The following is a 16138-nucleotide window of genomic DNA, read 5'->3' on the forward strand; positions in this document are numbered from 1 at the left end:
GCCCTCTGAATTCGCTCCCCGCAGCGAACCCATCTGATGCCGCGTGTAACGCTCCGTGCAGATTTGCGCGCATCGGCGCATCATCGTTGAGCCTCGCAGCGGTTCCTCATGCGTTCTTCCACGTAACACGGTTCGCCGGGTGCGCCGACACAGTGCGTCCCGGCTTTCTCTTCAACCGCCGAACAAGGAGTGTCCCATGCAAAACGATCCCGCCCTCGATCAGCTGTGTATCAACACGATCCGCACGCTGTCGATGGACGCTGTGCAAAAGGCCAATTCCGGTCACCCCGGCACGCCGATGGCACTGGCACCCGTTGCCTATCATCTGTGGCAAAACCATCTTCGTTACGACCCGGACGAGCCGTTGTGGCCGAACCGCGATCGCTTCGTGCTCTCGGTGGGACATGCGTCGATGCTGCTGTATTCGCTGCTGCATCTGGCCAACGTGAAGGCGGTGGACGAGGAGGGCAAACCGACCGGCGCGCCCGCCGTTTCCCTCAACGACATAGAGCATTTCCGCCAGATCGACAGCAACACGCCGGGGCACCCCGAGTACCGCATGACCACCGGCGTCGAGACCACCACCGGGCCGCTCGGCCAGGGGCTCGGCAACAGCGTCGGCATGGCGATGGCGGGGCGCTGGTGCGAGAGCCACTTCAACAAGCCGGATGCGCCGCTCTTCGACCACCGCGTCTACGCGCTGTGCGGCGACGGCGACATGATGGAGGGCATCTCGCACGAGGCGGCTTCGCTCGCCGGGCATCTGAAGCTGTCCAATCTGATCTGGATCTACGACAGCAACCGCGTGACCATTGAGGGCCATACCGACCTCGCATACAGCGACGACGTGGAAAGCCGGTTCCACGGTTACAACTGGCATACGCTGCGTGTGAACGACGCCAACGACGCCGCCGCGCTCGAAGCCGCTTTAGTCGAAGCGAAAAGCATCACCGACAGGCCGACGCTGATCGTGGTGCACAGCATCATCGGCTGGGGCTCGCCGCATAAGCAGGACACTTCGTCGGCGCATGGCGAAGCGCTCGGCGTCGAAGAAGTGGCGCTCACCAAGAAGGCGTATGGCTGGCCGGAGGACAAATTCTTCTATGTGCCGGACGGCGTGCACGAGCGCTTCGCGGCGGGCATCGGCGCGCGCGGCAAGGCGGCACGCGAGCAATGGCAGGCGCAGTACGACGCGTACACCAAAAAGTACCCGGAGCTCGCGCGTGAATTCGCGCAGATGGAAGCGCACGAACTGCCGGCGGGCTGGGACAGCGACATCCCCACATTCGACGCGGATCCGAAGGGCGTCGCGTCACGCGATTCGTCGGGCAAGGTGCTCAACGCGATTGCCGCGCGCGTGCCGTGGATGATCGGCGGCGCGGCGGATCTCTCGCCGTCCACCAAAACCAACCTGAAATTCGAAGGCGCGGGCAGCTTCGAGCACGATAGCTACGGCGGCTGCAATCTGCACTTCGGCATCCGCGAACACGCAATGGGTGCGGCGGTGAACGGCCTCGCGCTGTCGAATCTGCGGCCGTTCGGCTCCACGTTCCTGATTTTCAGCGACTACATGAAGCCGCCGATCCGCCTCTCGGCGATCATGGAAGTGCCGTCCATCTTCGTGTTCACGCACGATTCGATCGGCGTGGGCGAAGACGGCCCGACCCATCAGCCGATCGAGCAACTGGCCTCGCTGCGCGGCGTGCCGGGGCTCACCGTGCTGCGTCCGGGCGATGCCAACGAAGTCGCCGAGGTTTGGCGGGTGGCGCTGTCGGATCCGCGGCGGCCGTCGTGCATCGTCGTGTCGCGTCAGGCGCTGCCCACGTTGGACCGCAGCCGCTATGCCGCCGCCAGCGGCACGCGGAAGGGCGCTTATGTACTCGCCGATGCGCCCGATGGACAGAAGCCGCAAGTGATCCTGATGGCGACGGGCAGCGAACTCTCGATCTGCGTCGACGCGTACGAGAAGCTCAAGGGCGAGGGGATCGCGGCGCGCGTGGTGTCGATGCCGTCGTGGGACATCTTCGAGCGCCAGGACGAGGCATATCAGGACTCGGTATTGCCACCGGACGTCGACGCGCGTGTCGCTGTCGAACAGGCAGCCTCGCTCGGCTGGGACCGCTATGTGGGCCGTCTCGGCGCGCAGGTGGTGATGCATACGTTCGGCGCGTCCGCGCCGCTCGCCGATCTGAAGAAGAAGTTCGGCTTCACGCCGGAGCGGGTGTACGAAGCGGCGAAGCAGCAGATCGCGCGGGTGCAGTCCAAGCGCAGTCAGGAGTAAAGGCACGGATAGGTCCGCCGCGGTAAAGAGCCGGTGGCTTGATGAGAGCCGCCGGCTTTTTTATCCGCCGCGAACTCGCGGGCCGCCGCCGCTATCGCGCGATCAATTCGCCGGAATCGTCACCACCGGCGCCTTGCTGCTCGTATCGGCTTCCGCTAGCGCCATCAGATTCTGCACGACCGTAAAGGCATATTTCGAATCGAAGTCGTTGCGATCGACCCAATACGTCGACGGTCCGTACGCGATCATCACGTAGGCATTCTCAGGCGGTGTTTTGCCGGAGTGCACGATGATGGTCGGCCTGGTCTCGCCGCCGATCAGGCCGACGGTCGGCTTGGTCGAGCCATCGCTGATACGCTCGACCGGCACCTGCACCTGGGCGCCGAGGTCGGAAAGGATGCCGAGCACCGAGCGCGTCACCATCGGTATCTTGTCGCCCTTTTGCGATGCCGACGACGGCCCGTAGACAATCTCATAGGTCCGCGTATTCGACGACAGATGCAGCAGTTTGCGCACGCGGGCAAGATCGGCCGCCGTGGCCGGCGACTCGCCGCTGGTGGTCGCGCCCATCACCAGATACACGCCCATCGCCCCGCTTTTGCCGTCCGCCTGGCGCGACTCGACGTTCAGTTCGCCGGCCAGTTGCAGACGTCGCAGCGCTTGCAGCAACTCGAAGAAACCCGGCGCACCCGCGCTGTTTTCGCCGCCGAGCGCATTGCCGTTCTGCAAGCCGCCCACCGATTGCGCGGTGATGCGCAACAGCAGATCGATCGGAATGCCGCCTTCGGCAAGCGGCAACACCAGCGACGGCGCAAGCGGGCGGATGTACGCCGACGCGAAGGCTTCGCCCGTGGTCGGCGTGAAGGTGAAGGTCGGGTGATTCGAATACGAAGCGCTGCCCGTTGCGAGCGCGTAATTCGGCTGGCTGCCCGAGCCGACGTTGGCCGTGGCGCCCGCGGTGGCATCGAACGTATAGGCGGCGATGATGCTGCTGACCGTCAGGAACGCGGGCGCGTCGCCGTAACGCAACCCGACCACGGCGGCGAGAATCTCGCGTTTCTTCGCATCGCCGAGGGCGCGCGCATAGTCGACCTGATCGGCTTTGAGGCGGGATGGTCCGATGTGGACGCAGGCGGAAGTGACGCAGGCCGCGCACAATGCCGCGGCGACAGAAGCGGTTCTGATCATGAGGACGGGAAGAGCGGAACGCTATCCGCTGAAGAATGGGCCCGCAACGGCGGTAGCAGGTCCTATTCCCGAATGGCGGCACGCAGGCGCCATCCGCCGTTTCATCCTATGAATAGCGGGGTTTTCTCTCGACGATGGCGATTCAAAGAGGGTGCGCAGGATTTGCGATCGTTTTGCAAGATTTGCAGAATACGCACGTAAGTAGCTGCCCGGCAGCTTAAGAGGAACTGTCCATTGCATCTGCCGGCGTGTCCGCCGAGTCCTCGTCCATCCCGTCGAGCGTGTTGCGATAAGCGCGCGATTGCATTTCGGCGAGCCGGCTCAGCGTGCGCGACAGATCGTGCGCGCCTTCCAGGCCGCTGAGCGCCGCTTCGATCGGTTCGTCCGAGGCGATGAACAGCGCACGCTTGCGGTCGTAGAGAATATCGACCAGCCAGATCAGCCGTTGTAGCGTGTGGGATTGGCTCAGCCATTCGGTGCGCAGATTGTCGAGAATCAGACCGTGCCATTGCTCGGCGAGATCCAGATAGTCGAGATGCGAGCGGCTCGCCACGCACAGATTCTCGAAGTCCGCCCACAGTAATGCCGCGCCCGCCGCGCGTGCGGCAAGCGGGCGGCCGGCCGCGCTCACCGTAACCGGATCCAGCGTTTCGCTGCCTTCATAACGCACGAAAATCTGGCGCATGGTTTCACGATTGGCGGCATCGAGCGGCGCGAAGAAGTGCGGCACTTGTGCTTCTTCACCGCCGAAACGGTAGTCGCGCGCGCCGTCGAAACGAATCACGGTGAAGCAGCGTTTGATCTGTTCGATGGTCGGCAGAAAGCGCTCGTGAAACTCCGGGTCGGATAGCAGGCCATCCGGCGCGTAGTTCGAGGTGAGCACGATGTGTGTGCCGAGACCGATTGCGGTATCGAGAAAGCGGCCCATCAGGAACGCGTCGGCGATATCGTGTACGTGGAATTCGTCGAAGCACAGCAACTCGACACCGTCGAGCCATTGCCGCGAGACCGAGCCGAGGCGGTCGTCGCCGCGCGGCTCGCTCACGAGCCGCCGGTTCATCTCACGCAGAAATTCGTGAAAGTGCAGACGCCGCTTGCGGCAGGTCGCCAACTCGAACACCGTGTCGACCACGAGGCTCTTGCCGCGCCCAGGCAGTCCGTGGCAATACACGCCTCGATGCGCCGCTGGCGAGTTGGACCGCGCGCGCCGGCCATTCGCGCCGAGCAGTGCAACGAGCGCGCCGATCGCTTCGCGCTGGCTCGCATCGGGCGCGATGCCACGCGCGGCCAAGGTGCGTGTGACTTGAGCGCCGTCAAGCATGAGCAAGCTTGCCGGTGCGTGGCGAAACGGTTTCGCAAGAGATGGCGGCGAATGCGGCAGCGGTGTCGATGGGCATAAAGGGGCGGCGGGCGGAAATCGCGTCAGTTTAACAAGGCGCGCTCATACCCGCTGCCGGCTCAACACCCGTTGCAACTCGCCCGGATCGACCGGCTTCGTGAAGTGATGGTCGAAGCCGGCGGCCACGGCCGTCTGCTTGTCCTGCTGCTGGCCCCAGCCGGTCACGGCGATCAGGACAATGCCGGCGTCCTGGTAATCGTGGCGAATGCGCCGCGCCACTTCATAGCCGTTCAGAAGCGGCAAGCCGATGTCGAGAATCACCGCCTGCGGCGCGAACGCGCCGATCAGTTCAAGACCGGCGATGCCGTCGCCGGCCGTGCGCACTTCGTGGCCTTCGAGTTCGAGCACCATCGCGAGACTGTCGGCGGCGTCCGCATTATCGTCGACGATCACGACGCGCAAACCCGCCGCGTGCGGCGTCTCGGTCGGCGCACTGTCGGACGGCAACGAAGCGGATTTGGTCAGCGGCAGGCGGATCACGAACTCGCTGCCTTTGCCGGGGCCGTCGCTGAAGGCCGCGACCGTGCCGCCATGCAGTTCCGCGAGGCCGCGCACCAGCGCGAGGCCGATGCCGAGGCCGCCTTGCGAGCGGTCCAGCGCGGGCGCGAGTTGCGAGAACATTTCGAACACGCTGTCCAGATGCTCGCCCGGAATGCCGATGCCGGAATCGCGCACGACGATTACCGCTTCATCGCCCTCGCGTTCCGCAGCGAGCGAAATGCTGCCGCCAGGCGGCGTGTACTTGGCGGCGTTGTTCAGCAGATTCAGGATCATCTGCGACAGGCGCGTGGGATCGGCAACCAGATAAAGCGGCTCGCGTGGCAGCGTCACGCTCAGATGATGCGACGAGGCCTGCACGGTCGGCCGCGCCGCTTCCATGGCCGATTGCATTGCGCGCGCCAGTTCGAGACGTTGCTTGCGCAACTCGAGCTTGCCCTGAGTGATGCGCGAGACCTCCAGCAGATCGTCGACCAGATGTGTCATATGTTGCAGTTGCCGGTCGAACACGTCGCGCGACCAGTTCAATTGTGGATCGGCGAATTCCTTGAGACGCAGAATCTCGAGCACGTTGCGCATCGGCGCCAGTGGATTGCGCAGTTCGTGCGCGAGCGTGGCGAGAAACTCGTCCTTGCGGCGATCGGCCTTCGAGAGTTCGAGATTCAGCCGCGTGAGTTGCTGCTCGGCGCGCCGTCGCTCGGTAATGTCACGGTTGATGCTGACCGCGCCGTAAATATCGCCGCGCGCGTTCGCGAGCGGCTTGACCACGGTTTCGCACACGCCGCGCGAACCGTCGCTCCGCACGAACGGCAACTCGCCGCGCCACGTGCCTTCGGCGGCGAGCGCCGCGAGCGCTTCCCGGCGGATGCTCAGCGCTTCTTCCGGCGGCAGGAAGAGCGCGACCGGTTTGCCGAGAATCTCGCGCATGCGATAACCCAGCATGCGCTCGCCGCCCACGTTGAAGTCGGTGATATTGCCGCGCAGGTCGGTGATCACGATCGCATCGCTCAGGTGCTCGAAGATCGCGGCCTGGCGTAGCAGGACCGTCTGCGCTTCCTTGCGTTCGGTAATGTCGATGCCGAGGCCGTAGATCATCAGCGGCTCGCCGTGGCGGTCATACGTGGCGCGCCCGCGGCCTTCCATCCAGCACCAGTCGCCGCTCGCATGCAGAAAGCGGAATTCGGCGACGTAGTCGTCACCGGCTTCCACCGCATGGTCCACTGCCTCGTTCAGCGCAACCAGATCGCCCGGATGAATCAGTTCGAAAAAGCCGCCGGGCGTGGTGGCGAAGCGGCCTTCGGCATAACCCGCGAGCGCTTCCAGTTCGCGGCTCCACCAGAACTTGCCCGAATTCGGTTCGTGGGACCACGCGCCCATGCGCGCGCCGCGCATGGCGAGACTCAACACGTCGCGGCTTTCCTGCAACTCCCGCTGCGCGAGCTGATGCGCGGCCACGGACGCCTCGGCATTGCGCCGCGCGAGCAGCAGCTCCTGCTCGTACTTATGGCGGTCGGCGACGATCAGCACCGCCACTTCGAGGTAAGTCACGTCGCCATGACGGCGGCGCACCGCGTTGAGCAGCATCGGCACCATGTGGCCGTCGCGATGCATCATGTTCAGCTTGACCTCGGCCACCGAGCCCTGCATTTGCAGCAGCGGCGCCCAATGCGTCTGATAGAACACCTTGCCGCCGGCGCTCAGCAGATCCTGGATTTGCTTCGCCCCGGCAAGCTCCGCGGTCTCATAGCCGAGCCAGCCGCAGAAGGTCGCGTTCACGCGCAGGATGCGTCCGTTGGCATCGGTGACGAGCAGGCCGCAGGCGGCGTGCTCGAATAATGCGTCGGCTGAGGGCAGCGGGCGGTCCGTGCTTTGCATCGTGCTACAGGCTCATCGGCCCGAGAAAGGCGTTCATCGCGTCCGCGCTTGCGCTCGGTGAGCTGAGGTGTGGACAATGGCCGACGTTCTCGATGAGATGCAGCGTGCTGCCAGGCATCATGCGGTGCAGATATTCGCCGACCGCGCACGGCGCGATGATGTCGTCGCTACATTGCAGAATCAGCGTGGGCGTGGTCGCGCGCGACAGTATCGCGCGATGGTCGGAGAGAAACGTGACGCGCGCGAATTGCCGCGCGATCTCGGGGTCGGTGCGGCAGAAACTGTTGGTCAGTTCGACGCCGAGCTCCGGCTGCTCCGGCGCGCCCATGATGGCCGGCGCCATCGTGCTCGACCAGCCGAGGTAGTTGCTTTCGAGGGTGCGCAGCAGGTCTTCGATATCGTCGCGCGAGAAGCCGCCGACGTAATCGCCGTCGTTCACATAACAGGGCGAGGGGCCCACCATGATGAGCGCGGAGAAGAGTTGCGGCGCCTTGAGACTCGCGATCAGGCCGATCATCGCGCTGACGGAGTGGCCGACGAACACCACCGGACCCTCGGCGACTTCGCGGATGATCTCGATCAGGTCGCTGGCGTAGCCGTACAGCGAGTCGTACTTGTCGATGTCGTAGGCGCTCAGATCCGACGAGCCGCTGCCGACGTGATCGAACAGCACCGTCCGGTATTCGTCATGAAACGACGGTGCGAGGTAGCGCCACATGGTTTGATCGCAACCGAAGCCGTGCGCCAGCACCATGGTCCGCTTGCCGTTGCCGGAAATCTGTATGTTGTTGCGTAGGGTGATGCTCATTGTCGGGTCCTGAAGCCTGCCGGGTGGAGGCGGTTACGCCAGGCGTGCGCCCCGGCCGGTATTCAGGAGAATGTTACCCCAGTCTTGCCATTCGCCATGTTGCCCGAGGCGTAGGGCGCATCGCGGCGAGGCTCAATCGGTCTTGATTTCCGGTTGCGGAGCCTGAAGCGGCTCGCTTCCGAATCGTTCGTATTGCGAAATCACCTGGGCTCCCAGCAGCAGCAGGGTCGCCAGCCACTCCAGGCTGAACAGGATCACGATGGCCATTGTCAGCGATCCGTACACCAGGCTCACCTGCGAGAGAGTCGCGAAATACCAGACCAGCACGTGCCGCGTAATCTCCCATAGCACCGCGGCGACCACGCCGCCGAACAGCGCATGTTTGAGCGAAGGGCGCCCGACCGGCATCACCATATAGATCGAGGTCAGCACGAACACCTCGCCCGCGAGGCCGAGCAGATACAGCACGACGCGCGAGAGTCCCTGCAACGAAACATGCAGGCCGAATAGTTCGATGCCTTCGGCGCCGATCGCCTCGAGGCCGCTCGACACGAAGGTGACGATCAGCAGGCCGACGCCGAGACACAGAATGTAGCAATACGGCAGCATCGCCGAGAGCAGGAAGTGACGCCGCCTTACCACCACGCGGTGGACGAAAATCAGCGACATCGCGTTTTCGAGCACGGTGAAGGCCAGCGAACTGAAGAAGATCATCGTCAGCAACAAGACCCAGCCGATCACCGCGCGATGTGCGAGAAAATTGGCCAGTTCGCGCACCAGCGCATTCGACTGGCCCGGCACCAGCCATTGCAATAGATGCGCGAGCGCCGCGAGCAAAGTATGTTGGGGCACGAAGCGCGACAGGGCGATCACGATCAGGATCATGAGCGGCACGATCGAAAGCAACGCGTAATACGCGACCGCGCCCGCGAGCAGCAAGCCCTGGTTGGCGCGAAATGCCTTCAAGGTTTGCAGCGCGAATGTACCGGGATGTTTCGCCACATATAACGCGTGGTCGTCGATGATGGATTGCATGTGACCTCACAGCGCGCGTGGCTGGCCTGCCGGAATGCCGGATTTGCCGACGCGCTTGCCTTGTTGCTGATGCATACTTAAGCAAGAATGCAGCCACGCTGGCGTTGCCGTTTCCTGCTGTCACGCCGGTTCGCCAATGCGCGCCAGGAATGCAGTTTGCTTGGCGGCTGTATCGACGTCGCGTCGACATGCTTCAACACGTATGAAAACGGCGATTGCCATATAGACATCTATCACTCGCAGACTCGACGTGCCATCTTTCCCATCGGAATCACCATTGACTATAGCCTCTGAGGAAGCAGATCTCGCGGACCTGGTGGTGGCACGGCCCGAGGGGTTGTATTGCCCGCCCGGCGACTTCTATATCGATCCGTGGCGCCCCGTGGAACGTGCGGTGATTACGCACGCGCATTCCGATCATGCGCGCTTCGGGCATCGGCACTATCTCGCGTCGCAAGCGGGGGCGACCGTGCTGCTGTCGCGTTTGCCCGGCATATCACTGCAAACCCTGGCGTACGGCGAGCGCCTCGATCTCAACGGCACGACGGTGTCGCTGCATCCCGCTGGGCATGTACTCGGCTCGGCGCAACTGCGGATCGAACACCGCGGGCGCGTATGGGTGGCATCGGGCGACTACAAGCTCGACCCCGACCCGACCTGTGATGCCTTCGAACCGGTGCGCTGCAATACCTTCATAACCGAGTCGACTTTCGGCCTGCCGATCTATCGATGGGACCAGCCGCAAACCGTGTTCGACGGTGTCGATTCGTGGTGGCGTCATAACGCGGCCGCAGGACGCGCATCGGTGCTGTTCTGCTATTCGTTCGGCAAGGCGCAGCGCGTGCTGGCGAGCGTCGATGCCGGCATTGGGCCGATTTTCTGTCACGGCGCCGTGGAGCCGCTCAATCGCGCGTATCGGGAGGCCGGCGTGCGCTTGCCGCCGGTGCGCCTCGTGAGCGAGATCCCGCTCAAGGACAAGGCGGCGTTCCGACAGGCGTTGATCGTGGCGCCGCCGTCCGCGCAGGGCAGCGCATGGCTCAAGCGCTTCGGCGACTATAGCGACGCGTTCGCGTCGGGCTGGATGCGTCTGCGTGGCGCGCGCCGCAGGCGCGGCGTCGACCGTGGCTTCGTGCTGTCGGATCACGCCGATTGGCCCAGCCTGCAAACGGCCATTCAGGCGACGGGCGCTGAACGTGTGATCGTCACGCATGGCTCGGTCGAGCCGATGGTGCGCTGGTTGCGTGAGCAAGGCCTCGAGGCCGGCGCGTTTGAAACACAATATGGCGACGATACCGTCGAGGCCGACGCCGCGGGCGCGGATGAAACAGCCACGACGGGCAGCGTGCCGCACGAGTTCGATGAGGCCGCCGAGCAAGACGCCGGCACTGACGACACGGCCAACGCCGCCGACCCGTCGAGCCGCGCATGAAACGCTTCGCCGCCCTCTACACCGCGCTCGACGCGACCACGTCCACACACGACAAACTCGAAGCGCTCACGAGCTACTTCGCCGTGGCCGAGCCGGAAGATGCGGCGTGGGCCTCGTATTTTCTCGCCGGCGGCAAACCGCGCCAGTCGGTGCCGACGCGTCTACTGACGGAGATTGCCCGCGAGCGCGCCGGTTTGCCCGCGTGGTTATTCGAGGAGTCCTATCACGCGGTGGGTGACCTCGCCGAAACCATCGCCCATATCCTGCCGCCCGCGCAACGCAGTTCCGAATTGGGCCTCACGCAATGGATCGAGCAACGCGTGCTGACTTTGCGTGGCGTCGCGCCGGAAGAGTTGCGCACGCGTTTGATCGGCTACTGGGACGAACTCGACTGGGGCGGCCGTTTCCTGCTGACCAAACTGATCGGCGGCGGGTTTCGGGTCGGCGTCGCGCGGCAACTGGTGGTGAGGGCGCTGGCGGAAGTAGCGGGCGTCGATCATAAACGGATCGCGCAACGCATGGTCGGTTGGACCGACTCTCAACAGAAGCCCGATGCCGCGCGCTATCTGCGTTTGATCGCACCCGAAGCGACAGGTGACGAGACGCAGTCCGGCGATCACCAGCAGGAGAGCGATCTCGGCCTGCCGTATCCGTTCTTTCTCGCGCATCCATTGCAGGCCGATCCTGCGACGCTAGGCGATCCGTCGCAGTGGCAGATCGAATGGAAGTGGGACGGCATTCGCGCGCAACTTGTCAAACGTGGTGGACGTGTCTGGTTGTGGTCACGCGGTGAGGATCTGATCACGGATCGATTCCCCGAGGTGGCGGCTTTAGGCGAAGCGTTGCCGGACGGTTGCGTGATCGACGGAGAGATTCTCGCGTGGGAGCCGGGCGCGATGGCGCCCTTGCCGTTCGCGCGCCTGCAACCACGGATTGCCCGTAAAACGCTGACTAAAAAAATCCTCGCCGATTCGCCCGCCACGCTGCTTGCCTACGATCTGCTCGAAGCGCACGGCAAGGATCTGCGCATGACGCCGCTCGCCGAGCGGCGGTCGCAACTGGATGAGCTGGCCATTTCCATCGACGGCACGCTCGCGCGCGATCTGCTGCGTGTGTCGCCGCTAGTGCGTGCCGCGGACTGGCAGGCGCTCGCGGCGTTACGCGACGAGAGCCGATCACGCGGTGTGGAAGGGCTGATGGTCAAGCAACGCGAATCGATGTATGGCGTGGGCCGCACCAAGGCATCTGGCACATGGTGGAAATGGAAGATCGATCCGTATGCAGTCGATGCCGTGCTGCTTTATGCGCAACGCGGCCACGGCCGCCGTGCCAGTCTCTACACCGATTTCACCTTCGCGGTGTGGGACGAAGCGAACGGCGTGCGTACGCTGGTGCCGTTCGCGAAGGCTTATTCCGGACTAACCGACGAAGAAATGCGTCAGGTGGATGCCATCGTTCGCAAGACCACGATCGAAAAGTTCGGCCCTGTGCGCAGTGTGACCCCCACCCTGGTATTCGAAATCGGCTTCGAGGGCATTCAGGCAAGTCCGCGTCATAAATCCGGCGTGGCGGTGCGCTTTCCGCGCATGCTGCGCTGGCGCACCGACAAACATATCGACGACGCCGATACGCTGACCATGCTCAAGGGCTTCATCGACGATCGTGCGGGATAACCCGCTGAGTACAAATCCCTAAAAGGGTGCCGGGTTTTTCTCGACAGGATTCCTGCGTTATCGATGATAGCCTCAAGGCGTGCCATCCGGCGCACGCGGCAAGGGCGGCCTGCACGACGCGAGTGCGTCTCGCCGACGCGTGAACGTCCGTTCTCAATGCCTCAACGCACTTAAATCAACCAGCGGCGTTTTATTGCGTGAGCTATGGTGAGGTAAGGCGTACGCTGCGGCGCTGCAAGCGCGGGGCGACGCGAACAGAAACCATCGTCTGGAGAACGATGAGCTTTGTCTGCGCGTCAGGAGCGAATCTTGCGCGCGTGTTCCGAAGTGCCCGCGAGTGGCGCACGGAAAAAGCCAAGGAGAAGATGGTGACGTTCGACGACCGGATGGACGATAACGAAGACGTCGTAGTGTGGCGGCCTATCCAGTATGCGATGGCGTCGCACCGGCGCGTCCTCGTGGTGGACGATTACCGGGAAGCGGCCGAGGCATTGCAGATGTTGCTGACTGCTGACGGCTTCGAGTGCCGCGCGCTTGAGGATCCCTTTGCAGTCTGCGCGATGGCCCATGAATGGCAGCCGTTTGCGGTGGTGCTGGACATCAAGATGCCGGGCCTGGATGGCCTGGAACTGGCTCGCCGCCTGCGCGCCCATCCTTCGACTTCGCATATGTTGCTGGTGGCGTGCACCGCATTCGCCTCGCGCGACGACCGGGCACGTGCCAAGGCCGCCGGTTTCGATGCGCATTGCGCGAAGCCGTTGACGCCCGAGCGTCTGTTGCGTGTGCTCGAATCGGCTGCGGCGCTGCATGCGGCAGGACCGCCGTAAAGGCTGCGTGCGCTTTGAAAGAAATTCACCATGCGGCAACTATGGAATTCGCCGCAGATTGAAGCAGATGCAGAGTGTCAAGGGGCACTCAGATTATTTAGGTTAATTGAATATATCGCCGTGACGGGTTGTTGACCTGTTACAGATAACAGCGCAACCAACCGGTCTGCAAGGGCGGTCCCTTGCAACCAGTCGACCGGATCAGAGACCCGCGCTTAGTCCGGCGCGTACTTGAACTCAGGCAGCGCCTCGAGCGACTTTTTGGTGGCTTCAGGCAGCACCACACGCCGGTTATTGATCTGCAAGTCGTTAAACGGCACGGCGACCAGATGTTTGCCCATGCCGAGGAATCCGCCTACCGACAGGATCGCGTACGTGCTGCGGTCTCCGCTTGGCGAGACGATCAGATCGTCCAGCGTGCCGATAGTGTCCTTGTTCTTGTTATAGACATCGGCGCCGCTCAACTTCGACGCGCGGTAGCCGCTTGCGAGTTGCACCACGTCCGTCCGTTTTTCCGTAATTGCCTGAGGCGCGCCCTGAGCGTACGCATTGCCGTACGACGCGAGCGTGGCGAGGACCAGGGCGGTGGCGGCCAGTGAATTGAGCTGTATTCGTTGCATGATGATTGTTCTCCCTGATGACATGTCCGGCGCTTCTTTTACCGCGCCGCTTCATTGAGTCAGCTTTCACCTTGCTTGCTGCAAAAGTTGTGCCGCGCAGCGCCAATACCTACGTCAATCCTCTCAGGTCCGGAACTTGCTAAATCAACGGGCTTGCTGTTTGATGTTCCGATGATGCATTCCATGCGGACGGAAATCCCTGCATAGACGGATCCTCTGCCTACACTAAAACACGCGCGTCAGCGCCTCTTGCTTCCACAGGACCCACTATGTCATCCCAGGCCAACTACTCGACGCGCATCTCGGAAGGAACGCCTTTTCCGCTTGGCGCGACATGGAACGGAAGCGGTGTCAACTTCGCGCTGTTCTCGGCGCACGCCACCAAGGTCGAACTGTGTCTGTTCGATGAAACCGGCGCAAACGAAATCGAACGCATCGAACTGCCGGAATACACCGACGAGGTGTGGCACGTGTACGTGCCGAACCTCAAGCCGGGCGCGGTTTACGGCTATCGCGTGCACGGCCCCTATGAACCGGAGAAGGGCCATCGTTTCAATCCGAACAAGCTGCTGCTCGATCCGTATGCGAAGGCGCATATCGGCGAACTCAAATGGGCGCCGGAAATCTTCGGCTATACGCTGGATTCCGAAGAGGGCGACTTGTCGTTCGACGAGCGCGACAGCGCGCCCTTCGTGCCCAAGTGCAAGGTGGTCGACGCCAATTTTTCGTGGAGTCATCCCGAACGCAACGCGCTGCCGTGGGAGCGCGTGATTTTTTATGAAACCCATGTGCGCGGATTTACCAAACGACATCCGGAAGTACCGGAAAATCTGCGCGGTACTTTTGCTGGGCTCGGTCAGCAGGTCGTGCTCGACTACATCAGAAACCTGGGCGTGACGTCGGTTGAACTGATGCCGATCCAGACCTTCGTCAACGACAGCTATCTGCTCGACAAGGGCCTCACCAACTACTGGGGCTACAACACGATCGGCTTCTTCGCCGCCGATCCGCGCTTCTTCGCGTCGTCGATTGATTCAGTGGGCGAGTTCAAGGAGATGGTGGACCGTTTTCACAACAACAATCTCGAAGTCATTCTCGACGTGGTCTACAACCACACTGCCGAAGGCAACGAACGTGGCCCGACGATCTCGTTCAAAGGCATCGACAACGCGTCGTACTATCGGCTGATGCCCGACGAGCCGCGCTATTACATCAACGATACCGGCACCGGCAACACGCTGAACCTGTCGCATCCGCGCGTGCTGCAAATGGTGACCGACAGCCTGCGTTACTGGGTGACGGAAATGAAGGTGGACGGTTTCCGTTTCGACCTCGCCACGATTCTCGGGCGCGAATTGCATGGTTTCGACGAAGGCGGCGGTTTCCTCGACAGTTGCCGGCAGGACCCGGTGCTCTCGAGCGTGCGGCTGGTGGCCGAGCCGTGGGACTGCGGCCCCGGTGGCTATCAGGTCGGCGGCTTTCCGCCCGGCTGGGCCGAGTGGAACGACCGCTTTCGCGACACGGTGCGCGAATACTGGAAGGGCGACGAAGGCAAGGTCGCCGATCTCGCCACGCGTCTCACCGGTTCGGGCGACAGGTTCAATCATCGTGGCCGCCGCCCGTGGGCGAGCGTGAACTTCATCGCCGCGCACGACGGCTTCACGCTCAACGATCTGGTCTCGTACAACGACAAACACAACGACGCCAACGGCGAGGACAACAACGACGGCCACTCGGACAACAAGTCCTGGAACATGGGCGTGGAAGGTCCGACCGACGACGCGGAGATTCGTCAGCAGCGCGAGCGCCAGAAACGCAATCTGCTCGCCACGCTGCTGCTCTCGCAAGGCACGCCGATGATTCTCGCGGGCGACGAATTCGGCCGCACGCAGAAGGGCAATAACAACGCCTATTGCCAGGACAACGAGATCAGTTGGGTCGATTGGGAGGCCATCGACGACGACGGCCGCGCGCTCATCGAATTCGTCAAGAATCTGACCACGTTGCGCCACCGGCTGCCGGTATTGCGGCGTGGCCGCTTTATCATCGGTGAATACAACGAGGCGCTGGACGTGACTGACGCACGCTGGCTCTCGCCGGACGGCACGGATCTCTCGCAGGAGCAGTGGGACGATCCGTCGATGCGCTGCTTCGGCCTCGTGATCGACGGCCGCGCGCAGGCGAGCGGCATTCGCCGTCCGGCCTCGGATGCGACCCTGCTGCTGGTGCTGAATGCGCATCACGATGTCGTCAACTTCACGTTGCCCGATATTCCCGAGGGCGACCAGTGGACCTGCCTGCTCGATACCAACATGCCGGTGCGCTCCGAGTTGCCGCTCTTCAGTGCCGGCGACGCGTATCAGGTGACGGCACGCTCGTTGTTGCTGTTCGCGCTCGACGCACCGAACCGCGCGACGCAGCGTGTTTTCGACCGCCTCGAAGAGCAGCTCACTACCGACGAAAGCGAACCCTCCGCCTAAGCCTGATACACCAAGGCGTAAAACG

At 63.1% G+C, this 16138-nt stretch carries 11 protein-coding genes; 5 read left to right on the top strand and 6 right to left on the bottom strand.

The window, feature by feature from the left end; genetic code table 11:
• Positions 1-196 precede the first annotated feature (196 nt).
• A complete protein-coding gene (gene tkt / locus ACQKRQ_RS06215; RefSeq protein ID WP_408285762.1) occupies positions 197-2281 on the top strand; it encodes a transketolase in 2085 nt (694 codons plus the stop codon).
• A 102-nt stretch (positions 2282-2383) separates the two neighbouring features.
• On the opposite strand, the gene ACQKRQ_RS06220 is transcribed toward tkt, so the two are convergent.
• The 5 genes from ACQKRQ_RS06220 to ACQKRQ_RS06240 all read right to left on the bottom strand — a co-directional run bounded on the left by ACQKRQ_RS06220 (position 2384) and on the right by ACQKRQ_RS06240 (position 9084).
• A complete protein-coding gene (locus ACQKRQ_RS06220) occupies positions 2384-3469 on the bottom strand; it encodes a hypothetical protein (protein ID WP_408285764.1) in 1086 nt (361 codons plus the stop codon).
• Between the two features lie 217 nt (positions 3470-3686).
• Complete coding sequence (gene zapE, locus ACQKRQ_RS06225; protein ID WP_427475741.1) at positions 3687-4790, bottom strand: cell division protein ZapE; 1104 nt, start codon at positions 4788-4790, stop codon at positions 3687-3689.
• 120 nt (positions 4791-4910) lie between these two features.
• The gene (locus tag ACQKRQ_RS06230) at positions 4911-7241 is read right to left on the bottom strand and encodes a PAS domain S-box protein (protein ID WP_427475743.1); all 2331 of its coding nucleotides are present in this window, start codon (positions 7239-7241) and stop codon (positions 4911-4913) included.
• A gap of 4 nt (positions 7242-7245) precedes the next feature.
• On the bottom strand, positions 7246-8049 hold the full coding sequence (locus ACQKRQ_RS06235) for an alpha/beta fold hydrolase (protein WP_132377265.1): 804 nt from the start codon (positions 8047-8049) through the stop codon (positions 7246-7248).
• 132 nt (positions 8050-8181) lie between these two features.
• A complete protein-coding gene (locus tag ACQKRQ_RS06240; RefSeq protein WP_132377264.1) occupies positions 8182-9084 on the bottom strand; it encodes a YihY/virulence factor BrkB family protein in 903 nt (300 codons plus the stop codon).
• A gap of 277 nt (positions 9085-9361) precedes the next feature.
• On the opposite strand from ACQKRQ_RS06240, the gene ACQKRQ_RS06245 reads away from it, so the two are divergent.
• The 3 genes from ACQKRQ_RS06245 to ACQKRQ_RS06255 all read left to right on the top strand — a co-directional run bounded on the left by ACQKRQ_RS06245 (position 9362) and on the right by ACQKRQ_RS06255 (position 13013).
• Positions 9362-10513 carry a ligase-associated DNA damage response exonuclease gene (locus ACQKRQ_RS06245; RefSeq protein WP_427475746.1) on the top strand — a complete coding sequence of 384 codons (1152 nt, stop codon included), beginning with the start codon at positions 9362-9364 and terminating at the stop codon, positions 10511-10513.
• Positions 10510-12186 (top strand): ATP-dependent DNA ligase, encoded by a 1677-nt coding sequence (locus ACQKRQ_RS06250; protein WP_427475748.1) that lies wholly within the window; start codon positions 10510-10512, stop codon positions 12184-12186. Before ACQKRQ_RS06245 ends, ACQKRQ_RS06250 begins: the two co-directional genes overlap by 4 nt.
• 368 nt (positions 12187-12554) lie before the next feature.
• A complete protein-coding gene (locus tag ACQKRQ_RS06255) occupies positions 12555-13013 on the top strand; it encodes a response regulator (protein ID WP_408226228.1) in 459 nt (152 codons plus the stop codon).
• 215 nt (positions 13014-13228) lie between these two features.
• Here ACQKRQ_RS06255 and ACQKRQ_RS06260 read toward each other — a convergent pair whose 3' ends face one another.
• Complete coding sequence (locus ACQKRQ_RS06260) at positions 13229-13633, bottom strand: PRC-barrel domain-containing protein (protein ID WP_427475750.1); 405 nt, start codon at positions 13631-13633, stop codon at positions 13229-13231.
• Between the two features lie 269 nt (positions 13634-13902).
• Between ACQKRQ_RS06260 and glgX the strand changes: the two genes are divergently transcribed.
• Positions 13903-16113, top strand: coding sequence for a glycogen debranching protein GlgX (glgX, locus tag ACQKRQ_RS06265; protein WP_427475752.1), 2211 nt, complete (start codon positions 13903-13905; stop codon positions 16111-16113).
• Positions 16114-16138 lie beyond the last annotated feature (25 nt).

Origin of the sequence: Paraburkholderia sp. NPDC080076, assembly GCF_050281145.1 — a bacterium.
In the GTDB taxonomy this organism is placed as follows: Bacteria; Pseudomonadota; Gammaproteobacteria; order Burkholderiales; family Burkholderiaceae; genus Paraburkholderia.